We start from the raw sequence: 21780 nt of genomic DNA, 5'->3' as shown, positions 1-21780 counted from the left end.
CCATGAATGCGATCCAACGACTCGTCGCGCCGCGCAGCGTTGCCGTGATCGGCGCATCCGCCGATCCCGCCAAGACCGCCGGCCGCCCGGTTTCCTACCTGCGCAAGCATGGCTTCAGCGGGGCGATCTACCCGGTCAATCCCAAGGTTCAGGCGATCGACGGCCTGCGCTGCTATCCCGACATCGCCTCGCTGCCCGAAGTGCCGGACGTCGGCATCGTGCTGCTGGGCGCCGAACGCGCGCACCTGGCGGTGCGCGAGCTGGCGGCGCGCGGCGCGGGTGCGGCCATCGTGCTGGCGAGCGGCTATACCGAGACCGGCGCCGAGGGCGCGCGGCGCCAGGCCGAACTGATCGAGGCGGCCGGCAGCATGCGCCTGCTGGGGCCCAACACCATCGGCCTGGTCAACCTGACTGACAATATCCCGCTATCGGCCAGCGGTGCGCTGGAAATGGACCAATTCCCGGCCGGCAGCATCGGCGTGGTGTCGCAAAGCGGCGGCATCCTCGGCGCCTTGCTGTCGCGTGCCGCGGCGCGCGGCATCGGCCTGTCCAAGCTGGTGTCCACCAGCAATGAAGTCGACCTGGACCTGGCCGACTTTATCGACTACCTGGCCGATGACGAGGCCACCCGCGTGATCGCGCTGTATGTCGAGAGCGTGCGCAACCCGGAAACGTTCCGCCGTGCCGCGCTGAAGGCGGCGCGCGCCGGCAAGCCGGTGGTGGCGTTCAAGATCGGCCGCTCCGAGAGCGGCGCGCGCGCCGCGGTGTCGCATACCGGCGCGCTGGCCGGCGCGGACCGCATGTATGACGCACTGTTCGAACAGGTCGGCGTGATGCGCGCGCAAACCTTCTCCGATCTGCTCGACATGCCCGCCGCCTTGGCCACCGGACGCAAGCTGGCCGGCAACCGTGTCGCGATCCTGACCTCGACCGGCGGCGCCGGCACGCTGGTCTCCGACAGCCTGGGCGTGGCCGGCTTCGAGACGCCGGCGCCGGACGAGGCCACTGCGGCGAAGCTGCGCGCGCTGCAGCAAGGAGACCACGCGGCGCTTGACCGCAATCCGATCGATGTGACCCTCGCCGGCTTGCAGCCCGACCTGTTGCGCGCCGCGATCCGCATCCTGCTCGACAGCCCGAGCTATGACGCGGTCGCGGTAATCGTGGGCTCGTCCAGCCTGGCCATGCCAGACCTGATGGCCAATGCCATTCGCGACTGCCTGCCCGACAGCGACAAGCCGGTGATTGCATACGTGAGCCCGCATGCGCCGGAAGTCGCATCGTTGCTCAATCGTCGTGGCGTGCCGGCGTTTTCCGCGCCGGAGGCATGCACCGTGGCGATCGACGCGATGCTGCATGCGGGCAGGCTCCGCGCGGTTGACGAAGCGGGCACCCCCACGCTGCCGTTGCCCGATCTCTCGGCCTATGGCACCGGCTCGCTCGACGAAGCCGCGGCCAAGCGCCTGTTCGCCGGCTTCGGTGTACCGGTCGCAAAGGAAGTCGTGGTTGCCGATGGCGCCGAGGCGACTGCGGCGGCGCGATCGTTCAGCGGCAACGTCGTGCTGAAGATCCTGTCGGCCGAGATCACCCACAAGAGCGACGTCGGCGGCGTGGCCGTCAATGTCCCGACCGCGGACGTGGCAGGCCGGCTGGCAACGATGGCCAGCGATGTGCAGTCGGCCACGGGGATCGCGCCCAGGCGCTTCCTGGTGCAGGAAATGGTCAAGGGCGGCGTCGAAGTCATCCTCGGCATGCACCGCGATGCGCTCGGCACCGCGATCCTGCTTGGCATGGGCGGGGTGGCGGCGGAGCTGTTCGGCGACACCACGCTGCGGCTGCTGCCCGGCGCACGCGGGCTGACGCGCGAGGCCGCGCTGGCGATGATCGGGCGCCTGAAGACGGCGCCCTTGCTGCAGGGCTACCGGGGCCGCCCGAAAGCCGACGTGGACGCGCTGGCCGATACCATCGTCGCGTTCTCGCGCATGGTCGCCACGCTTGGCGACCGGCTGGTCGAGGCGGAGATCAATCCGGTGTTCGTGCTGCCCGCAGGGCAGGGCGTGGTGGCCGCCGATGGCGTGGCGGTGCTGGCCGGCAACGGCAAGCCTTGACCGGACCCCACCATTTGCAGCGAGCGCGAGCGCGAGCGCGAGCGCCAGGCACGCCGGCACAGGCCGGCTGAGGAGAACCCATCTTGCACGCAACCGAGGCCTTCGGGCCGCTCTTCAGCACCGTCAAGGCCGGGCCGCTGCCGGCCGAGGTGCTGCATCATGCGAAGCGCGCGCTGGTCGACTGGCATGCGGCGCTGTATCCGGGCATCGGCACCGACGCGGTCCAGCGCCTGCAGCGCGTGCTGGCCGAAGAGCTTGGCCGCGGCAACGCCACGCTGCCGATGGGGCAACGGGCCACCGCGCGCGCCGCGGCGCTGCTCAATGGCGCCGCCGCCCACGCTGCCGAGATCGACGACAGCTTCCGTGATGCGATGTACCACCCCGGTGCCGCCACCATCGCCGCCGCCATCGCGGCCGCACAGGACGTGGGCGCCAGCGGCGAGACGCTGCTCAAGGGCATCGTGGTCGGCTATGAGGTGTCGACGCGCATCGGCGTGGTGCTGGGCCGGGCGCACTATCGCTACTGGCACAGCACCGCCACGGTCGGCACCTTTGGCGCGGCCGCCGCCGCGGCTTTCATCCACGGCGCGAGCGAAGCACAGCTTGCCCACGCGCTGGCGACGGCGGCGACGTTCGCCGCCGGACTGCAGCAGGCGTTCCGCATGGATTCGATGTCCAAGCCGCTGCACGCGGGCCGTGCCGCGGAGGGTGGATTGCTGGCCGCCCGCGCCGCCATCGCCGGCATCACCGGATCGCTCGATGTGCTTGATGGCGAGACGGGCATGGGCCGCGCGATGTCGGACGGGCCGGACTGGAGCACGCTGGCTTCGACGCTCGGGCAGGACTTCCACATCTGCCGGCTGACCTTCAAGAACCACATTGGCTGCGGCCACACCTTTGCCGCGATCGACGGGGCGCTGGCGCTGAAAGCGAAGCTGGGCGTCGAGGCCGCGCAGATCCGCCGCGTCCGCGTCGCCACCTATGGACCGGCGCTCGATATCGCCTGCTATCTGGATCCAAAGAGCGAGAACGAAGCCAAGTTCAGCCTCAAGTTCGTCGTCGCCGCCGCGCTGGTGCATGGCAGCGTGCGCCTGTCGGCGTACACACCGGAACGGCTGTGGCACAGCGAGACGCGCCGGCTGATGGACGGCATGACGGTCGAGGTCGACCCCGAGATCGACGGCTGGTTTCCTGGCAAGCGCGCCGCAAGGATCGAAATCGAAACCACGGGCGGTGCCACGGCAGACTACCTGCAGCCGAATCGCAAGGGCGATCCGGAGGACCCGCTAACAGATGCGGACCTGGACGGCAAGCTGATGGAACTGGCGTCGCCGGTGATCGGCGTTGATGGCGCGCGCCGGCTGGTGCGGAAGATCTGGGGCCTTGAGACCGAGCCGGTGGTTGCGTGGTTCGACTGAGCCGCGGCGCGGAAAAGCTGCCGGGGTATGGTACGTTGTCTTCAGCGCGGCACGACGGATGCCGCCGATCGATCGTATGAGGGCAGGCAGCGATTCCGCGTCATGGCAAACAGCATCGTCAACTCCGAACGGATCAAACCAGGCAAGGGCAAGGCCACGCCGAACCGCTCGCTCGAACGCGGCGTTGCCGTGCTGCGCGCCTTCCGCGCCGGCTCGTCCGTGCTCGGCAACAGCGAGATCGCCGAGCGTACCGGCTTGTCGCGCTCCACGGTCAGCCGCCTGACCCAATCGCTGGTCGAGACCGGCATGCTCGAGTACATGCCGAAATCCCGTACCTACCGCCTGGGCGTGCCGGTGCTCTGCATGGCGCACGCCATGCGCGACAGCGAGCAGGTCCTCAAGGCGGCGGCGCCGTTGATGGTCGAGGTGGCCATGCGGCACCGGATCAATGTCGGGCTGGCGGTGGCCGAGGCCGACGAGATGGTCTACCTCGAGTCGTTCCGCTATAACCGGCGCCAGTCGCTGCGCACGGTGGTGAGCGGACAGCGCATCCCGATGGCGCTGACCTCGCTCGGCCGCGCGCACCTTGCAACGCTGCCACCGGAGGTGTTCAGCGTGACGATGCGGACGCTGGCGGACAAGAACCGCGGACGCGGCTGGAGTGAGCTGCGGCGTGAGATCGATGCCGCGGTGGCTTCGGTCCACGCCACGGGCTACTGCGTCGCGTCATGGCAGCCCCAGGTGGTGGCCATGGCGACACCGATGCGGTTTGACGGATACGCCGTCCACGTCCTGAACGTGAGCATGTCCACGCCGCTGGATGCCGGGGCGGTCGAGGCCGCCCTGGCGGCGCCGCTGATGAAGCTTGCCGCGGCGATCCGGGAGCGGGTGGCGCGGGAAGGGTAGGGCGTCGGCGCCGTAGCCGCTACGAGACCGCCAGGGCGGCCACTTCCTGTCCGGCCGTCCGCTGGACCGGGCGTGCATGCGCTGGCAACAACCGGGGATGCCCGGGTTCGCCACTTCGCATCGAGGCCACCACAGAGCTCAGTACCTCGTCGACTTCAATGAAAGCCATCGGTGGGCGCCCAGCCTCGGTTAGCTGTCGCCAGTCCATCGCCACGTGCAACACCTTGTGCAGGGCCATGTCTTGATAGGGGCCGGTCTTCTCCGGACTCGCCGTGGCAAAAAGGCTGACGGTCCTGACTTTGAGTGCAATGGCCAGATGGAGCGGGCCCGTATCGCCGGTAACCAGCACCTTCATGCGCTGAATCACGGTAAGAAGCGTGGGCAGCGTGGTTCGGCCGACATGGCTGATAACACGTTGCCTCTCCTGCGGCGTCAGCCCGGCCATGAACCTGGCCTCCAGGCTCCGTTCCTTATCCGATCCGATCAGCGCGATCGCGGTGTCCTCCGCTTCGGCGAGCAGGGCCTTGGCCAGCTTGATGAAATGCTCGATCGGCCAGCACCGGATCGGCTGTGAGGCGCCCAGCTGGAAACCGATCACAGTGTTCGCCGGCGAACCGCCGATGACAGGACGGACGGGCACGAACATCTCAGTGTTGGATGTGTCGCAGCCCAAATGGCCCACCAGGTCCAGCTTGCTCTGGATCAAGTGGCCTTTGTCACGTGTCCAGGTACCGGCTTCGAGCCACCGTTCCTGGCCAGGCAGTTCATCATCGTAGATGTTCTTGAACAGGTAAGAACACCCGGCGAAGACCGCCGCGATCAGGTCGTACGGCGCTTTCGAGTGCAGGATGACCGCCAACTGCGGCTTGCGCTTTCGTAGTCGCCAGATGGTGGCGACGATGCTCCTGGCCTTATGGTCCCAGAAAACGACATCGTTGAAATAGGGACATGCGCTGACCAGGTCCCGGTTTCTCGGATTTGCCACCAGCGTAATACTGGCGTCCGGGAATCTGTTGCGCAGGGCCCGGATCGCAGGGGTATTCAGCATGAAGTCGCCCAGGGCCGTGGTCGAGAATACGACGAGCCGGCTGAATCTCTGATCGTGCACCGGCGAGCGTCTGGCCCTGGGGCTGATACTAAGGAAGCGGTAGGCCCCAATGCAGAGATTTGCCAGCCGTACCTTCCACTGCTTTGACATGATGACTGCTCACTGCGGTTTGACTTCCTGCTGCTTCCAGCAGGGCGACGCGGTATTCCGGTTGGTTTGGATAATTCCCGAAGAATTTTCCCGATCCAGCTGTCCGCGCCAAAAACCAGCAATTCAGACCGGCATCTGTGAGCAACCCAGTTCGCGCCCGGCGGCTTCGATCAACGGACATCCTGACCAGCGCCGGGGAGGGGAAAAGTTCGGAAACCGCCGCAAGTTTACCGAAGATATCGGCAAATTTTGACCCAGCCTTTAGGGGTATGTCGGGGCCAATTCCATGCCCCTCAATTCAACACCCCATACGCCCGCGCCTCGAAAATCGCCTGGGTCCGCGTCTTCACCGCCAGCTTCTTGTAGATATTCTTGACGTGCGACTCGATCGTCAGCCGCGACAGCGACAGCGCGTCGGCGATCTCGCGGTTGGTCGAGCCCTTGTTGATGAACACCAGGATCTCGGTCTCGCGCGCGCTCAGCAGCGGCTTGGCGCTGGCCGGCGGCGCGGGCCTGGCTTGCGCGAGGCCGGTCTTGGGCACCAGGGCGGCGAGCAGCCGCTTGGCGATCGACGGGTCGATCGGGGTCTCGCCGCGCAGCGCGCCGCGCAGGCACACCGTCAGTTCGATGTCGTCGCGCTCCTTGAGCAGGTAGCCGGTGGCGCCGGCGATCAGTGCGCCGACGATTTCTGCGTCCGTGCCTGGCGACGTGACCAGCACGATGGGCAGTTCCGCGGTGTGTTCGCGCAGGCGCCGGATCATTTCGATGCCGCTGCCGTGGGGCAGGCAGGTATCGACCAAAGCCATGTCGAAGCTGCCGGGCTCCAGCCGCGCGCAGGCCGCGTCGATGCCGTCGGCAAAGGCGATTGCGCCGGCCGGGTAGCCGAGCACCGCAAGGATGCCGCAGAGACGCGCGCGCATCGGGCCATCATGCCCGACCAGCAGCAGCTGGCCACGGGGGTGGTTTGGGCGGCCAGCGGAGGGCGCCGCATGGGTTGGCATGGAATCGGACATGGGGCGGTGCGACCAGGGGTGCGAACGGCGGGCCCGGTCGGGTGCGGTTCAGATGATCAGCGGTGCTGATTTCATCATCGGACCCCGTGGCGGAGCAATACGGCAACTGTCGTATGCGTTAGGCATGGCTGACCCCTCAATGTGTTCTGGTTCGACCCTTGGCTGCGCTCCCGGCCGCGCCATGGACGCTGCCGGCCGCTGGGCCTTCGGCTGTAGTAAAGACGAAGCGGCGGGTTTTTCCTATCCCTGAAATCAGGCAAAGAGCGCGTCGCAGACCGTGCCATGCCCGGGTGCCATCAACCGTATCCGCTGGCCGCGAACGGCGCCGTGCTGCCGCGCTGGGCGCGCCGCCACGCCTGCCGTGAACCTGCCGTGAATCGCAAAATACCAATTCTCAGGGATTGTGCCGGCCCGGCGCGTCGCCTTAAATTCCGCTTGAATTTGCGTGCCGCAATGAGAAACACAGCATGGGTCAACGATGGAACGGCGCGCGAAGACAAGGTGCCTTCGTCCTGCCGCGGCATGCCGTGCATGCCGCTATTGCGCAGCGGCCAGCTGCCGGCGCGCCGCGCCAGGCAGGAACGGGCAACACACCAGTGGGTTTGCCAGCGAGGGTGCGTGCCCCGCGGGGCCGTCGTGGCGGCGCCGCGGCGCAGCGCTTGCGCCTCTGCAACGGACCGGGTTTTCCGGGCCGGGGGACTGGCTTTGCCTGCGGCACGGGGCACCGTGCGCAACCGATGCTTTGACCGGACCCATTCGAGTCCTTCCGGAGAGTTCCATGTCCAATAGTCTGCAGAAGTGGGTGGGGCGCAATCGCCCGCCGCGGGTCCAGATCTCGTATGACGTAGAGGTCGGCGATGCCGTCGAGAAGCGCGAGCTGCCGATGGTGGTCGGCCTGCTGGCCGACCTGTCGGGGCAGCCGGCGGTGCCGCCGCCCAAGCTCAAGGAGCGCCGCTTTATCGAGATCGATCGCGACAACTTCGACGAGATCATGGGCAAGATCGCGCCGCGGCTGGAGCTGTCGGTGCCCGACACCATGAAGGGCGACGCCAGTCTCAAGGTCGAGCTGCATTTCAGCAAGTTCGGCGACTTCCATCCCGAAAGCCTGGTGGCGCAGGTGCCGCGCCTGGCCAAGCTGCTCGAAGCGCGCCAGCAGCTGCGCGACCTGCTCGGCAAGCTCGACGGCAACGACGAGCTCGACGTGCTGCTCGAGCGCATCGTCAACAACGCCGACGAACTCAAGCGCGTGCGCAGCGAAGCCGATGCCGGCACGGCGGCGGCACCGGCGGCACCGGTCGACAGCGCAGACGCCACGCCGGCATGACGCCACCGCGGCACGCAACCAACTGACAAGGGGTGAACCAGATGGCAAAGAACGCCGCCGCGGACAACGCGGGCATTGAATCGAAGGGGAGCACCACGGTGGCAGCCGGGCCCGAACCGACGCTGCTCGACCGCATCGTGCAGGAAGGCAATATGGCCGTGGAGCCGTCGCAGAGCGGCTATGCCAAGAAGCTGATCGGCCAGCTCGCTTCGCAGATTCTCGACGAGGGCATGCGCACCAGCCCGGACAAGAGCCTGGTGGCAACCATCAACGAACGCGTGGCCGAGATCGACCGGCTGCTGAGCGACCAGCTCAACGCGATCATGCACGATCCCGCGTTCCAGGCGCTCGAGGGCGCATGGACCGGCCTGCACGACATGGTCTACGGCACCGAAACCGGTGCCAGCCTGAAGCTGCGCCTGCTCAACGTGACCAAGGCCGAACTGCTGAAGGACCTGGAAACCGCGGTCGATCACGACATGAGCGTGCTGTTCAAGAAGATCTACGAGGATGAGTACGGCACCTTTGGCGGCCATCCCTACACGCTGCTGATCGGCGACTACAGCTTTGGCCGCCATCCGCAGGACGTGGCGCTGCTGGAGCGGATCTCGAAGGTCGCCGCCGCTGCCCATGCGCCGTTCATCGCCGCCGCCGCGCCGAGCCTGTTCGACCTGCGCTCGTTCACCGAGCTGGGCGTGACGCGCGACCTTGCGAAGGTGTTCGAGAGTGCCGAGCTGGCGCAGTGGCGCAGCTTCCGCGACAGCGAGGATTCGCGCTACGTGTCGCTGGTGCTGCCGTCGTACGCGGCACGCCTGCCCTATGGCGCCCGGACCAATCCCGTGGAGAGTTTCCGTTTTGAAGAAGACGTCGACGGCACCGACCACGGCAAGTACCTGTGGGCCAACTCCGCCTACCAGCTGGGCCTGCGCATCACCGACGCCCACGCCAAGTACAGCTGGGCCACGGCGATCCGCGGCGTAGAAGGGGGCGGCAAGGTCGACGGACTGGTCGCGCACACCTACAAGACCGACGAAGGCGACGTCGCGCTCAAATGCCCGACCGAAGTCACCATTACCGATCGCCGCGAGAAAGAGCTGAACGACCTGGGCTTTATCGCCATCGTCAACGCCAAGGGCTCGAACAGCGCGACCTTCTTCGGCAGCCAGACCGCGAACAAGCCCAAGGTCTACAACAAGGACGAGGCCAACGCCAACGCGCAGCTGTCCGCACGGCTGCCGTACGTGCTGGCGGCCTCGCGCTTCGCGCACTACCTGAAAGTGATCATGCGCGACAAGGTGGGAAGCTTCCAGACGCGCGGCGATGTCGAGCGCTACCTCAACAACTGGATCGCCGACTACGTGCTGCTGAACCCGGCGGCGACACCGGAGGCCAAGTCGCGCTTTCCGCTGAGCGCGGCGCGCGTCGACGTGACCGAGGTGCCCGGCAAGCCCGGCGCCTACCGTGCCACGTGCTTCCTCAAGCCGCATTTCCAGATGGAAGAACTGACCGCATCGATCCGCCTGGTCGCCGACCTGCCGGCCGCGGCCGCGTAGCCGGCCGCTGTTGCCGGACCTAACCGTACAGAGAGAGCACAGACGCCATGGACACCATCATCCTCGATATCCCGGAAATCAAGGGCAGCAACAAGCAGCAGACCGGCCGCGCCGCCGAGCGCATCCAGATCTATTCGTTCTCGCATGGCGTGGCGATGGCCGTGACCAATGATCCCGCCAACTCCAAGCGGACCTCCGGCAAGGCGAATTTCCACAGCATGTCGCTGACCAAGCTGACCGACCAGGCCACGCCGGGCCTGTATGCGGCCTGCGCCGCGGGCCGCTCGCTGGGCGAGGTCAAGCTGGAGATCGGCAGGACCGAGGACGGTGCATTCCGTTCGGAGCTGACCTACACGCTGAGCGACGCCATCGTCGAGTCGATCCAGACCTCTGGTGGCGGCGGCCAGCCGACGGACTCGTTCACGCTCGACTTCACCCGCATCACCACGTTCTTCACCCAGCAGAAGGGCGATGCGCAGAAGGAAGGCACGGCGGCGTTCGGCTGGGACCTGGTGGAGAACGTGGCGTGTGCGGTGTCGGCGCCGCCGGAGCCGCAGAAGAAGGCGGCCTAAGCAAAGCCGCACCGCAGCCGAGCACCTATGTCCGTCATCGTCACCGGGTCGCCGATGCCGCTGTTCGAGCGCCTGTCGGCGCGCGCCGACGGCGCCGCCACGCATTTGCTGCAAGGCGAGCCGCTGCGCCAGTCGGTGGCGCGCGAACTGGCGCGGCTGCTCAATACGCGCTCGCGGCTGACCGAGGCGCAGTTCCTGGCGTCGGACGGGACCGTGCTCGACTATGGCGTGCCGGACTTCTCGTTCCGCTCGTTCCAGTCGGTGCCGGACTGCGACGCGATCGCGGCGCTGGCCGCGCATGCGATCGCGCTGTTCGAGCCGCGCCTGCGCCGTGTGCGCGTGCGCTTTGCCGAACGCGACACGCCGTGGCCGGTGCTGGCGATCGACGGCGAACTGGCGCTGGGCGCCGCGCCCGTGCGCGTGGCCTTCGAGCTTGCCGCGGCGGGCCAGCCGGCCGATCCGCGCTGGAGCGATCATGGCTGAAAGTGTGGCGAACGGCGGCGACGGAGCCGGCCTGGATGACGCGGGCGACGGCGGCATCCTGCCCTACTACAAGCGCGAGCTGGCCTATCTTCGCACCGAGGGCGCCGCGTTTGCCGAGCGCTATCCCAGCGTGGCCGCGCGCATCGCGTGGCATGGCACCGAATCGCCGGACCCGCATACCGAGCGCCTGATCGAGGCCACCGCCTTCCTCGCGGCGCGCGTGCATCGCGACCTGGACCAGGCCTTCCCGCAGCTTGCCGCGGCGCTGCTGGACAACGTGTGCCCGTCGCTGGTACAGCCGGTGCCGTCGATGACGGTGGTGCAGTTCGAGCTGGATGCCGGCCAGGGCAAGGTGACCGCAGGCTACGCGGTGCCGCGCCACACCGGGCTGCATGCGCGCACCGAAAGCGGCGAGGCCTGCCGCTTCCGCACCGCCTGGGACACGACGCTGTGGCCGCTCGCGGTCACGCAGGCCCGGATGACCGAGGACCACGCGCTCAGGCTGACGCTGGAGTGCGCGCCCGGGGTGGATTTTTCCGAACTGGAACTGGGCACGCTGCGCCTGCACCTGCACGGCGACTGGATGGTGACGGTGCCGCTGTACGAGGCGCTGGTCACCAGCGTGGCGGGCGTGCGGGTGGCCCCGCCGAACGCGCCCCAGACCTGGCTGCCGGCCAGCGCGTGGCGCGAGGCCGGCTATGGCGCCGACGAGAACGTGCTGCCGCAGCCGCCGCACGCCCAACCCGCTTACGGGCTGATGCAGGAATACTTCGCCTTTGCGCGCAAGTTCCATTTCTTCGAGCTGGACCTGCCGGCGGGGCGGCTCGGCAACGGCCGCAGCTGCGAGGTGGAGCTGTGCCTGCGGCGCGGCGCGCCCGCGCTGGGCCGCGTGCATGCCGGCATGTTCCGGCTTGGCTGCGTGCCCGCGATCAACCTGTTTGCGCAGACCAGCGAACCCATCGTGCTCGACCACCGCCACTATGAGCACCGGCTGGTGGCCGACCAGCGCCGCGAGGCCATGACCGAGATCCATTCGATCCGCTCGGTGGTGCTGTCGGACCCTGACAGCGAGCGCGCCCTGGCCGTGCCGCCCTTTGCCGCGGCCAGCGGCGATCCGGCCGAGGGCGAACTGTTCTGGCACGCCCGCCGCGAGCCGACGCTGCGCGCCAGCCTGTCCGGCACCGACATGTACCTGAGCTTTGTCGATGCGCGCAACGTGCAGCGGCTGCCGGCGGCAGCGGTGGCGTATGCCAACGTGCTGTGCACCAACCGCCGGCTGGCGGAGCAGGTTCCGGTGGGCGCGCGGCTGGTGCTGGAGGATGTGTCGCAGTACGCGCAGGTGCGCTGCCTCTACGAGCCGACCGCGCAGCGCAACCCGCCCATGGGCAGCGAGACCCTGTGGCAGCTGGTGACGCTGCTGACCCGGCACCATGGCACGCTGGCCAGCGGCGCAACCGGCCGCCACGCCGTGCAGCAGATGCTGCGCCTGTTCGCCGGCGACGGGCAGCGCCAGCAGGAGCAGGTGCGCGGCATCCGCAGCGTGCGCGCGCGCGGCGCGACCGCGCATGTCGGCAGCGAAGCCTGGCGCGGCTACTGCCGCGGCACCGAGGTGGCGGTCGAATTTGATCCCGATGCCTTTGTTGGCGGCTCGCCGCTGCTGCTGGGGGCGGTGCTGGCGCGCTTCTTCGCGCTGTACACCTCGGTCAATTCCTTTGTGCGGCTGGTGGTGCGCCGCGGAGACGAGACATGGAAGCAATGGCCAGCGATGACCGGCAGCCAGCAGCTGCTGTGATCGACCAGCTGGCCGACAATCCGGCTGGCTTCGATTTGTTCCAGGCGATCCGCCTGCTGGAACGTGCCGTGCCGGGCGCGCAGCCGCTCGGCCGCGGCCATGGCATGGGCGAGCCGGTGCGCCTGCGCGGGCTGGTGTCGCTGGCGTTCCAGCCGCGCGATATCGGCCGCCTGCAACGGCCCGGCGAGGGCGGTGAGCGCGGTGAGGGCGGTGAGGGCGGCCGCGACGCGCACCGCTACATGCTGGCGACGCCCGTGATGTCGCTGGCGGGCGCGGGCGGCCCGCTGCCGCTGGCCTATACCGAGTTGCTGCTCGAGCGCCGCGCCGCGCGCGACCCGGCGATGGGCGACCTGCTCGACAGCTTCAACCACCGCTTCCTGTCATTCCTGTATCGCGGCCGCGGCAAGCATGTCCCGGCACTGGGCAGCCAGCGTCCGGCCACCGGCCCGCTGGCTGACTGCCTGGATGCGCTCAGCAACCTGGGCCTGCAGCGCGGGGCGGCAGCGGATGCAGTAGCGGATGAGACTGCCGGCGCTGCACCCGGCACGCCGGCGCCGTGGCTGCGCCACGCGGGCTTGCTGGGTCCGGCGCCGCGTTCGATGGCAGGCCTGCTGGCGCTGCTCGGGGACCGGCTCGGGTTGCGCGTGCGCGGCACGCAATTCATGGGCGGATGGCTGCCGGTCGCGGCAGGCGACGCGGTGCGGCTGGGCGGACGCGGGGCCGTCGCCGGTACCGCGCTCGGCGGCGGCGCGGTGCTGGGGCAGCGCGCGTGGGACCAGGCCGCCGGCATCCGGCTCGACGTGCAGTTGCCCGCGGCCGCGCGCCTGCAGGCGCTGCTGCCCGGCGGCAACGACCACGCGCTGATCGCGGGGCTGGTGCGGGCCTATGCGCCGCAGCCGCTCGCGGTCCGGCTTGCGCTCCATGTCGGCACGCGTGCGCCGGCGCGCCTGGGGCCGGGTGCGCGGCTGGGCTGGACCACCTGGCTTGCCGGCGGCGGGCAGTCCCGGCCGGCGCCGGTCCAGCTGGCGTTGCGCGGCGGTGCGCGCAGCCCGCACTCGCTGTCCTCTCGTTGAGACGCCTGGCCATGGACATCGATATCCGCACGCTGCTGAGCCGCCTCGATCCGGAATGCCGGCATGCCATGGAGCAGGCCGCGCAGCTGTGCGTGCGGCAGACGCACTACAGCGTCGACGTCGAGCACCTGCTGCTGCAATTGCTCGAGGGCGGCGCCGCGGACCTGCAGGCCATCTTCGCGCACTTCGCGCTGTCGCCGGCGCAGGTCGCGGCGCAGCTGCAGAAGGCGGTCGACGGCTTCAAGCGCGGCAACGGCCGCACGCCGGTGCTGTCGCCCAGTTTCTCGCCGCTGTTCCAGGAAGCGTGGCTGCTCAGTTCGATGCTGCTGGGCGAGCAGCAGGTGCGTGCCGGCACGCTGCTGCTGGCGCTGCTGGAAGTGGAAAGCCTGCGCGGCATGCTGCTGGAGTCGGCGCCGGCGTTGCTGTCGATTCCGCGCGCGGCGCTGCGCGAGGCCTTGCCCGCGCTGCTGGGCGCCTCGGCGCCCGGCGCGGCCATGCCCGGCGCGCAAGGCGCCGTGCCGGGCATGCCGCACCGCGTGGCCGGCAGCGGGCAGGCCACGGCGCTGGAGCAGTACACCGTCGACCTGACCGCGCTGGCGCGCGCCGGCGCGATCGATCCCGTGCGCGGGCGCGACAGTGAAATCCGGCAGCTGATCGACGTGCTGCTGCGCCGGCGCCAGAACAACCCCATCCTCACCGGCGAGGCAGGCGTGGGCAAGACCGCGGTGGTCGAAGGCTTTGCCCGGCGCGTGGTCGCCGGCGAGGTGCCGCCGTCGCTGCGCCAGGTTTCGGTGCGCTCGCTGGACCTGGCGCTGCTGCAGGCTGGCGCCGGCGTGAAGGGCGAGTTCGAGAACCGGCTCAAGTCGGTCATTGCCGAGGTGGCGGCTTCGCCGGCGCCGGTGATCCTGTTTATCGACGAAGCCCACCAGCTGATCGGGGCGGGCGGCAGCGAGGGGCAGGGCGATGCCGCCAACCTGCTCAAGCCCGCGCTGGCGCGCGGCGAGCTGCGCACCATTGCCGCCACCACCTGGGCCGAATACAAGAAGTACATCGAGCGCGACCCCGCGCTGGCGCGCCGCTTCCAGATCGTCAAGGTGGACGAGCCGGCCGAGGCCGTGGCCATCGACATGCTGCGCGGCATGGTGCGCCAGCTGGAACGCCACCATGGCGTGGAGATCCTTGACGATGCCGTGCGCGATGCGGTCCGGCTGTCGCACCGCTATGTGTCGGGACGGCAGCTGCCCGACAAGGCCATCAGCGTGCTCGACACCGCCTGCGCGCGCGTGGCCGCGGCGCAGGGCGGCGTGCCCGAGGCCATCGAGGCGCTGGGGCGCAGCATCGAAAGCGCCGAGAACCAGCTGCGCATCCTGCGCCATGAGGCCGCCACCGGCACCGCGCGCGCCGACGAGATCGCCGCGGTCACGCGCGCGCGCGACGAGGCCCGCAGCCAGCACGCCCGCCTCAGCGACAAGCTCGCCACCGAGCAGCGCGCCGTGGCCGAGATCCTGGCGTGTCGCGGCAAGATCGCGGCCTGGCTGGAGAACCAGGACGGCGAAAGCGCTGGGGCGCAAGAGGACGGCGACGACGGCGACGACTGCGCCGACAGCGCCGCGTCGCTCGGCGCCACGCTCGCGCGCCTGGAGAAGGGCCTGGAGGCGGTGCAGAACGATGAGCCGATGGTGCCGGTCTGCGTCGACTCGGCCGCGGTCGCCGAAGTCATCTCGGGCTGGACCGGCGTGCCGGTCGGGCGCATGCTGGCCGACGAACTGCATACCGTGCTGTACCTGCACGACCGGCTGGGCGAGCGCGTGGTGGGCCAGGACGAGGCGCTCGACGCGATTGCGCGCCGCATCCGCACCTTCCGCGCCGACCTGGACGATCCGGGCAAGCCGGTCGGCGTGTTCCTGCTGGTCGGCCCCAGCGGGGTCGGCAAGACCGAGACCGCGCATGCGCTGGCCGACCTGCTCTACGGCGGCGAGCGCAACATGATCACCGTCAACCTGTCGGAGTTCCAGGAGGCCCACAGCGTCTCGGGGCTGAAGGGCGCGCCGCCGGGCTATGTCGGCTACGGGCGCGGCGGCGTGCTGACCGAGGCGGTGCGCCGCCGCCCGTACAGCGTGGTGCTGCTGGATGAAATGGAGAAGGCACACCCGGACGTGCTGGAGCTGTTCTTCCAGGTCTTCGACAAGGGCGTGATGGAAGACGGCGAGGGCGTGCCCATCGATTTCCGCAACACGGTGATCCTGCTGACCTCGAACGCGGCGCAGGACGTGATCACCGAGGCCGTGCGCGGCGGCGGGCGCCCGGCGCCCGAGGCGCTGGTGGCGAAGCTGCGCCCCGCGCTGCTCAGGCAGTTCAGCCCGGCGTTCCTGGCGCGGCTGGTGCTGGTGCCGTACTACCCGCTGGGCGACGCGCAGATCCGCGAGATCGTCGACCTGAAACTGGCCCGGCTGGCGCAGCGCTTCGCGCGCAACCACAACGCACGGCTCACCTGGGACGAGGCGCTGGCGCGCGCCATCACGCAGCGCTGCACCGAGGTCGACAGCGGCGCGCGCAATGTCGACCACATCCTGACCCATGCGGTGCTGCCGGAGCTGGCGCGCCGCGTGCTGGAGCAGTTGTCGATGGACGAGCGCTTCGGCGGCGTGCACCTGTCGCTGGATGCGGCCGGCGGCGTCGCGTTCCGCTTCCTGCCGCAGGAGGGGCGCTGAGCCATGATCCCGAAACTGGCCACGCAGGCCGGCAACTTCGCCACGCTGGCCACGCCCTTCGGCGGCGACGTGCTGCGGCTGGACGGCTTCGCCGGGCGCGAGGCGATCTCCGAGCCATTCCGCTTCAGCCTGCGCATGCGTTCGTCGGACAAGGGGCTGGATGCGGGGCGCATCGTCGGCCAGCGCCTGAGCATCACGCTGCGGCACCCGGACGGCGCGCCGCGGTACCTGAACGGCATCGTCACGCGCTTTGCCCACACCGGCGCGGACCACCAGCACGGCTTCTACAGCGCGGAGCTGGCGCCGCGGCTGTGGCTGCTCACGCTCGGGCGCGACCGCGCCATCTACCAGAACCTGTCCGCGCCGCAGATCATCCGCCGCGTGCTGCAGGCCTTCGACGTCGCGTTCGAGGCGCGCCTTACAGAGACGCGCTATCCGGTGCGCGAATACTGCGTGCAGTACGACGAAAGCCCGTTCAGCTTTATCTCGCGGCTGATGGAGGAAGAGGGCATCTTCTACTTCTTCACCTTTGCCGACGGCGCGCACACCATGGTGCTGGCCGACAGCCCCTCCGCGCATCCGGCTGGCACGCACTGCGCCGACCTGGCGATGGACGGCATGGCGCGCCCGCCGGCCGGCGCGGCGCGCATGCTGGCCTTCGGCATGGCGCGGCAGCTCGGCGCGGCCACGCAGGTGCTGGCCGACTACGACTACCTGCAGGCGCGCACTTCGCAGGGCAGCGCGCCGGCGGGCACGGGAGACCTGGCGCAGCAGTACGTGTTCCCGGGCCGGCACCGCGACGCCGACGACGCCAGCCGCAAGGCCGCCGTGCGCAGCGGCGCGCAGCAGGCCGAGGCCCACACCGGCGTGGGCGAGAGCGCGTGCTGCCACCTGGCCGCGGGCATCCGCTTCACGCTGGCCGGCCACGTCGACCCGGCGCTGGACCGCGCCTACGTGGTGCGCGCGGTCGAGCATGCCTGCAGCGGCGACAGCTATCGCAATACGGTCGCGGTGCTGCCGCTGTCGGTGCCGTTCCGCGCGCCGCTCGCCACGCCCCGGCCGCTGGTGGCCGGCACGCATACCGCCACGGTGGCGGGCTCCGCCGGTGAAGAAATCTGGACCGACGCGCACGGCCGCATCAAGGTGAAGTTCCACTGGGACCGCAGCCCCGGCGCCAACCAGGACAGCTCGTGCTGGGTCCGCGTGGCGCAGGCCGCCGCCGGCGCAGGTTGGGGCCAGCTGTTCCTGCCGCGCGTGGGCCAGGAGGTGGTGGTCAGCTATGTCGACGGCGACCCCGACCGGCCGCTGGTGACCGGCAGCGTCTACAACGGGCAGTCGGGTGTGCCGGTGCCGCTGCCCGCGATGCAGACGCAAAGCGTGATCCGTTCGCGTTCGTCCAAGGGCGGCAGCGCCGGCAACGAGCTGCGCATGGAAGACAAGGCCGGCGCCGAGGAACTGTACCTGCGCGCCCAGCGCGCGATGACGGTGTCGGTGGAAAACACGCTGTCGACCACGGTCGAAGCCGGCGGCGAATCGCATCGCATCAAGTCCGGCGACCTGGCGCTGGAGGTGGCCTCCGGCAACGAGACCCACAAGGTCAGCGGCACGCGCCAGGTCGAGGCCGGCGGCGGCGAGACCCACACCAGCGGCGCGGCGTTCAGCCACGACGTCGCCGGCAACTACAAGCTCACGGTGCAGGGCAACCTGGTAATCGAGGTCGGCGGATCGATTTCGTTCAAGGCCGGCACGTCCCTGCAGTGCGAGGCCGGCACCACGCTCAGCAGCAAGGCCGGCACCACGCTGAGCCACGAAGCGATGATGGTGCGGCAGAAGGCGTCCGCCGCGCAGACGGTGGAAAGCGGCGGCATGCTCGAACTCAAGGGCGCCCTGGTGAAACTGAACTGAGCGGAGCCGACCATGCCTTTGACCGATCCCGCGCTGCCCGATCCGGCCGATCCTGCCGCCGCCATGGCCGAGACCCATGACGGCGACGGCCGGCTGGTGTCGCGCGTGCCGCTGTGCGCGGGCCGGCCGCACGGACGCCTGGAATGCTTTTATCCGGATGGCTCGCTGCGGCTCGATGCTGAGTACGCGCACGGCGAGCTGTCCGGGCTGCTGCGCGCCTATGCCGCCGACGGCAGCGTCGAGTACGAGGCCCACTACGCCGGCGGCCAGCTGCACGGCATCAGCACCACATATCTCGATGGAAGGCTGCAGGCCCGCCAGCAGCACGCCCACGGACAGCTCGAGGGCGAGAGCGTGTGCTACGCGCCGTCCGGCGACGTGACCGCGCGCTGCCTCTACCGGCAGGGCCGGCTCGAGGACGAGGCGGTCTACGCGCACGAGGGCGCGGTGGTGCGCCGCAGCCGCTACCGCGCCGGCCGCCTCGACGGCGAGACCCGCGAGTACGGCGCCGGAGGTGCGCTGGTGCAGGCGCTGCCCTACCGCGCCGGGTTGCTGCACGGGGTCGCGCGCCGCTTCGGCGCCGCGGGCGAGGTGGCGGCGACGCGGGGTTATGCGGCCGGCAAGCCGCGCGAAGACTGGCAACCGGCGGCAGCGGCCGACGATGGCGACGGCACCGAACTGCCCGCGGGCTTTGCGCAGCGCCTCGAGCGCTGGCTGAGGGGTTGAGCATGGCCCTGCAGGTCACCGCCGGCGCGGCCATGCAATGCAGCTTCGGGCTGGCACCGTCCACGCTGGCGGTGCTGCCGCTGGGCCGCGTGCTGGCCGGCACCGGCGCCGCCAGCGTGATGGACCACCTGCCGCTGGTCAACATCCCGCCGTTCGGCCTGTGCCAGTGCGTGGCCAACCCGCAGGTGGCGGCGGCCACCGCGGCGGCGCAGGGTGTGCTGACGCCGATGCCGTGCGTGCCGGTGACGCCGGCACCATGGCTGCCCGGTGCGCCGACGGTGCAGATCGGCGGCGCGCCGGCGCTGCAGCACACCTCCAGGCTGGCGTGCGCATGGGGCGGCGTGATCCAGGTCGTCGCGCCGGCGCAAGCCACCGTGATGACGCCATGACGACGAAATAAGGCAAGCCATGACCTATGTATTTTCGATGAGCCCGCGCATGGTGACCATCGCCGTGACCTGTGCGGTGCTGCTGTGCGCGCTGCTGTTCCTGATGGGGGTGGAGATCGGCACGCGCCTGGCGCGGCCGGCTCCCGATGCGGCGCAGGTTGCGGCGCAAATCGCGGCGGCGCCCGCCACCCAGGGTGCCGTCGCCACGACGGGCCTCGCCGCCGCGGCCCCTGCGCCCGCGACGCCATGAAACATGACCTACGCAAAGCCATGCTTTTGAATCCTGCCTGTCTTTCCCGCCGTGGCGCCGCGCGCGCATGGCGCTGGCTGGCGCGCGCCCTCGCGGGCGCGGCGCTGCTGCTGCCGCTCGCCGGCCATGCGCAGGGCAACTACCTGCCATCGCCGGCGCCCGCGCCCGACAGCGCGCCCGCGCCGGCACCCGTCGCCACGCCGAACGGGCTCGTGCTGATGCCGGACGGACGGCTGATGGCGCCGGAATTCGCCCGCATCGTCAGCCGCGGCGAGCTGGTGGTGGCGGTGCTGAAGGTGGACCAGCCGCCGTTCTTCCAGCAGCGCAATGGCGAGCTGAGCGGCCTCGACATCGACCTCGCCCGCGAGCTGGCGCAGAAGCTCAACGTGCGGGTGCGCTTCAACCGCGACGCCACCACCTTCGACGGCGTGGTGCGGCTGCTGGCGCAGGGGCAGGCCGACGTGGCCATCAGCAAGCTGTCGCGCACGCTGCCGCGCATGCAGATCATCAGCTTCAGCATTCCTTACCTGCGGCTCAATCGCGCGCTGCTGCTCAACCGCGTCAGGTTCGCGCAGATGGCGCGCGGCCGGCCGGTGCCGGAGGTGATCCGCGGCTATGACAGCTCGATCGGCGTGGTCGGCAATTCGTCTTACTCGGAGTACGTGGTGAACAATTTTCCCAAGGCCTATGTGACCGCCTATCCCACCTGGGACGAAGCGCTGAAGGCGCTCAACGACGGCCGCGTCGCCGCGGTCTACCGCGACGAGTTCGAGGTCAAGCGCGTGCTCAAGGCGGACCCGACCGCGGCACTGCGGCTGCGCGTGGTGACGCTGCAGGACCTGGAGGACACGCTGGGCATCGCCGTCAATGTCTCGGCGCCGGCGCTGCTGGGCTTCGTCAACCAGTTCCTCGCCGAGCGGCCCAGACGGCTCGAGGTCGCTGACGTGCTGCAGGCGGCCGCGCGATGAGCACGCCCGCAATCAAGCCCGCAATCAAGCCCGCAACCGAGCCCGCGACCAGGCCGGGCGCAGCCCGGGCACCGCGCACGCCGCCGCTGAAGCTGGACGCGGCCAGGCTCTACGCCATCGCGCTCAACCCGTGGGTGGTGATCGGCAGCCTGGTGCTGGGCGGCGCCACCGGGCTGCTGTGGCCCGGGCTGGCGCGGCACCTGGGCGTGGTCGGCGACATCTACGTGGACCTGCTCAAGATGACCACGCTGCCGTTCATGGTGTCGGCGGTGATCTTCAGCCTGCAGCGGCTGTTCCGCGACGGCGGCGCCTCGCGCCTGATGATCCGCGTGGTGGCGGTGTTCGCCGGCGCGTCGCTGCTGGTGGCGCTGGTGTCGGCGCTGGTGCTGGTGGCGATGCGCCCGGGCAGCGAGCTGTCCGAGGCCACCATGCAGACCTTTGGCGCGATGGTCGGCAACGATGCCAGGTCGGGCGACACGGTGATGAACCTGTACGGCGAGGATATCCCGGAGAAATCGCTGAGCCTGTCCGAGGTGCTGACCAGCCTGATCCCGACCAACATCTTCGCCGCGCTGGCCAATGGCGATGCGCTCAAGGCGCTGGTGTTCGCGCTGATGTTCGGGCTGGCCGTGGGGCGCGTGCCCGAGCGCATCTCGATCGGGCTGAGCCTGTCGCTGGAGACGGTCTACCACGCCTGCCAGAAGCTGATGCACTGGCTCAGCTACCCGCTGCCGCTGATCCTGTTCTGCATGAGCGCGGCGCAGCTGGGCAAGTCCGGGCTGGAGCCGCTGCACGCCATGATGCAGTTCGTGCTGGCGTTCTTCGTCGCGTCGGTGCTGCTGCTGGCGCTGGCGGTGGTGGTGCTGTGGAAGCGCTCCGGCCAGAGCCTGGGCGCCACGCTGGACGCGCTGCGCTCCCCGTTCGCGCTGGCGCTGGCGACGCGCAACAGCGCGGCGTGCATGCCCAGCATGATCGAGTGCCTGGTGGACCGGCTCGGCTTCGCGCGCGTGCGGGTGGAGCTGCTGGTGCCGCTGGCGATCTCGCTGCTGCGCGTCGGGCCGATGGTGTACTACGTCTGCGCCACGCTCTTTATCGCACAGCTGTACGGGCATCCGCTGGGGCTGCTGGATATCGCCACGGTGCTGCTGGCGTCGGTGCTGGCGGGTTTTGCCTCGGCCGGCATGACCGGGCTGGTGATCGTATCGCTGGTGGGCATGACCTGCGCCTACCTGGGCCTGCCGTTCGAGGCGGCCTTCATTCTCTTCCTGGCCGTGGACCCGGTCTGCGACATGCTGCGCACGCTGATCCTGGTGGTCGGCAATACCGCGGCGGTGTCGGTGATCTGCCCGCGTCCGCTCAAACTCTAGGCCGTCATCATGAACAGCGTAAGCACC

The 21780-nt window shown here is 69.6% G+C and carries 18 protein-coding genes; 16 read left to right on the top strand and 2 right to left on the bottom strand.

Annotation, left to right across the window (positions count from 1 at the left end; all coding sequences use genetic code 11):
- Positions 1-2 precede the first annotated feature (2 nt).
- The 3 genes from CBM2594_RS24725 (at position 3) to CBM2594_RS24715 (ending at position 4429) form a co-directional block, all read left to right on the top strand.
- Entirely contained in the window at positions 3-2105 is a 2103-nt protein-coding gene (locus CBM2594_RS24725) for an acetate--CoA ligase family protein (protein WP_116359402.1), read from the top strand.
- A gap of 83 nt (positions 2106-2188) precedes the next feature.
- Positions 2189-3523 (top strand): MmgE/PrpD family protein, encoded by a 1335-nt coding sequence (locus CBM2594_RS24720; RefSeq protein ID WP_116359401.1) that lies wholly within the window; start codon positions 2189-2191, stop codon positions 3521-3523.
- A 102-nt stretch (positions 3524-3625) separates the two neighbouring features.
- Positions 3626-4429, top strand: a complete 804-nt coding sequence (locus tag CBM2594_RS24715) for an IclR family transcriptional regulator (RefSeq protein WP_116359400.1) — start codon at positions 3626-3628, stop codon at positions 4427-4429.
- Between the two features lie 19 nt (positions 4430-4448).
- On the opposite strand, the gene CBM2594_RS24710 is transcribed toward CBM2594_RS24715, so the two are convergent.
- Together CBM2594_RS24710 and CBM2594_RS24705 are read right to left on the bottom strand one after the other, a co-directional pair.
- Positions 4449-5627, bottom strand: a complete 1179-nt coding sequence (locus CBM2594_RS24710) for a glycosyltransferase family 9 protein (protein ID WP_116359399.1) — start codon at positions 5625-5627, stop codon at positions 4449-4451.
- A 293-nt stretch (positions 5628-5920) separates the two neighbouring features.
- The gene (locus CBM2594_RS24705; protein WP_232346741.1) at positions 5921-6547 is read right to left on the bottom strand and encodes a LuxR C-terminal-related transcriptional regulator; all 627 of its coding nucleotides are present in this window, start codon (positions 6545-6547) and stop codon (positions 5921-5923) included.
- 871 nt (positions 6548-7418) lie between these two features.
- Here CBM2594_RS24705 and tssB point away from each other — a divergent pair.
- Genes tssB through CBM2594_RS24640 form a run of 13 tightly spaced genes read left to right on the top strand, consistent with a single transcriptional unit; the run spans position 7419 to position 21753 of the window.
- A complete protein-coding gene (tssB, locus tag CBM2594_RS24700) occupies positions 7419-7964 on the top strand; it encodes a type VI secretion system contractile sheath small subunit (RefSeq protein ID WP_116359397.1) in 546 nt (181 codons plus the stop codon).
- 41 nt (positions 7965-8005) lie between these two features.
- Positions 8006-9517: a type VI secretion system contractile sheath large subunit gene (gene tssC, locus CBM2594_RS24695; protein WP_116359770.1), complete on the top strand. Its 1512-nt coding sequence runs from the start codon at positions 8006-8008 to the stop codon at positions 9515-9517.
- Between the two features lie 47 nt (positions 9518-9564).
- Positions 9565-10089 carry an Hcp family type VI secretion system effector gene (locus tag CBM2594_RS24690; RefSeq protein WP_116359396.1) on the top strand — a complete coding sequence of 175 codons (525 nt, stop codon included), beginning with the start codon at positions 9565-9567 and terminating at the stop codon, positions 10087-10089.
- A gap of 27 nt (positions 10090-10116) precedes the next feature.
- Entirely contained in the window at positions 10117-10572 is a 456-nt protein-coding gene (gene tssE, locus CBM2594_RS24685; protein WP_116359395.1) for a type VI secretion system baseplate subunit TssE, read from the top strand.
- The gene (gene tssF / locus CBM2594_RS24680; RefSeq protein ID WP_116359394.1) at positions 10565-12364 is read left to right on the top strand and encodes a type VI secretion system baseplate subunit TssF; all 1800 of its coding nucleotides are present in this window, start codon (positions 10565-10567) and stop codon (positions 12362-12364) included. The genes tssE and tssF overlap by 8 nt, the downstream gene beginning before the upstream one ends.
- On the top strand, positions 12319-13437 hold the full coding sequence (gene tssG, locus CBM2594_RS24675) for a type VI secretion system baseplate subunit TssG (RefSeq protein WP_116359393.1): 1119 nt from the start codon (positions 12319-12321) through the stop codon (positions 13435-13437). The genes tssF and tssG overlap by 46 nt, the downstream gene beginning before the upstream one ends.
- Before the next feature lie 11 nt (positions 13438-13448).
- Positions 13449-16148: a type VI secretion system ATPase TssH gene (gene tssH, locus CBM2594_RS24670; protein WP_116359392.1), complete on the top strand. Its 2700-nt coding sequence runs from the start codon at positions 13449-13451 to the stop codon at positions 16146-16148.
- 3 nt (positions 16149-16151) lie between these two features.
- Entirely contained in the window at positions 16152-18053 is a 1902-nt protein-coding gene (gene tssI, locus CBM2594_RS24665) for a type VI secretion system tip protein TssI/VgrG (RefSeq protein ID WP_116359391.1), read from the top strand.
- Between the two features lie 12 nt (positions 18054-18065).
- Complete coding sequence (locus CBM2594_RS24660; protein ID WP_232346740.1) at positions 18066-18779, top strand: toxin-antitoxin system YwqK family antitoxin; 714 nt, start codon at positions 18066-18068, stop codon at positions 18777-18779.
- Positions 18780-18781: 2 nt separating this feature from the next.
- Positions 18782-19168, top strand: coding sequence for a DUF4280 domain-containing protein (locus CBM2594_RS24655; protein ID WP_116359390.1), 387 nt, complete (start codon positions 18782-18784; stop codon positions 19166-19168).
- Positions 19169-19187: 19 nt separating this feature from the next.
- A complete protein-coding gene (locus CBM2594_RS24650) occupies positions 19188-19418 on the top strand; it encodes a hypothetical protein (RefSeq protein WP_116359389.1) in 231 nt (76 codons plus the stop codon).
- A 20-nt stretch (positions 19419-19438) separates the two neighbouring features.
- Positions 19439-20386, top strand: a complete 948-nt coding sequence (locus CBM2594_RS24645) for a substrate-binding periplasmic protein (protein ID WP_232346739.1) — start codon at positions 19439-19441, stop codon at positions 20384-20386.
- Entirely contained in the window at positions 20383-21753 is a 1371-nt protein-coding gene (locus CBM2594_RS24640; protein WP_373457609.1) for a dicarboxylate/amino acid:cation symporter, read from the top strand. The genes CBM2594_RS24645 and CBM2594_RS24640 overlap by 4 nt, the downstream gene beginning before the upstream one ends.
- Positions 21754-21780: the final 27 nt, after the last annotated feature.

It is taken from the genome of Cupriavidus taiwanensis (assembly GCF_900249755.1).
GTDB classification, from domain to species: domain Bacteria; phylum Pseudomonadota; class Gammaproteobacteria; order Burkholderiales; family Burkholderiaceae; genus Cupriavidus; species Cupriavidus taiwanensis_D.
Note: the sequence above shows the minus strand (reverse complement) of the source record. Positions and strands in the feature narration are given on the sequence as shown.

Bases quoted from the DNA above. Each gene is read 5' to 3' on its own strand.
- CBM2594_RS24715 (WP_116359400.1), top strand. From the start codon at position 3,626: ATGGCAAACAGCATCGTCAACTCCGAACGGATCAAACCAGGCAAGGGC.
- CBM2594_RS24650 (WP_116359389.1), top strand. From the start codon at position 19,188: ATGACCTATGTATTTTCGATGAGCCCGCGCATGGTGACCATCGCCGTG.
- CBM2594_RS24705 (WP_232346741.1), bottom strand. From the start codon at position 6,547: ATGCGCGCGCGTCTCTGCGGCATCCTTGCGGTGCTCGGCTACCCGGCC.
- CBM2594_RS24660 (WP_232346740.1), top strand. From the start codon at position 18,066: ATGCCTTTGACCGATCCCGCGCTGCCCGATCCGGCCGATCCTGCCGCC.
- tssI (WP_116359391.1), top strand. From the start codon at position 16,152: ATGATCCCGAAACTGGCCACGCAGGCCGGCAACTTCGCCACGCTGGCC.
- CBM2594_RS24645 (WP_232346739.1), top strand. From the start codon at position 19,439: ATGCTTTTGAATCCTGCCTGTCTTTCCCGCCGTGGCGCCGCGCGCGCA.
- tssG (WP_116359393.1), top strand. From the start codon at position 12,319: ATGGAAGCAATGGCCAGCGATGACCGGCAGCCAGCAGCTGCTGTGATC.
- tssC (WP_116359770.1), top strand. From the start codon at position 8,006: ATGGCAAAGAACGCCGCCGCGGACAACGCGGGCATTGAATCGAAGGGG.
- CBM2594_RS24710 (WP_116359399.1), bottom strand. From the start codon at position 5,627: ATGTCAAAGCAGTGGAAGGTACGGCTGGCAAATCTCTGCATTGGGGCC.
- CBM2594_RS24690 (WP_116359396.1), top strand. From the start codon at position 9,565: ATGGACACCATCATCCTCGATATCCCGGAAATCAAGGGCAGCAACAAG.
- CBM2594_RS24655 (WP_116359390.1), top strand. From the start codon at position 18,782: ATGGCCCTGCAGGTCACCGCCGGCGCGGCCATGCAATGCAGCTTCGGG.
- CBM2594_RS24640 (WP_373457609.1), top strand. From the start codon at position 20,383: ATGAGCACGCCCGCAATCAAGCCCGCAATCAAGCCCGCAACCGAGCCC.
- tssH (WP_116359392.1), top strand. From the start codon at position 13,449: ATGGACATCGATATCCGCACGCTGCTGAGCCGCCTCGATCCGGAATGC.
- tssF (WP_116359394.1), top strand. From the start codon at position 10,565: ATGGCTGAAAGTGTGGCGAACGGCGGCGACGGAGCCGGCCTGGATGAC.
- CBM2594_RS24725 (WP_116359402.1), top strand. From the start codon at position 3: ATGAATGCGATCCAACGACTCGTCGCGCCGCGCAGCGTTGCCGTGATC.
- tssB (WP_116359397.1), top strand. From the start codon at position 7,419: ATGTCCAATAGTCTGCAGAAGTGGGTGGGGCGCAATCGCCCGCCGCGG.
- tssE (WP_116359395.1), top strand. From the start codon at position 10,117: ATGTCCGTCATCGTCACCGGGTCGCCGATGCCGCTGTTCGAGCGCCTG.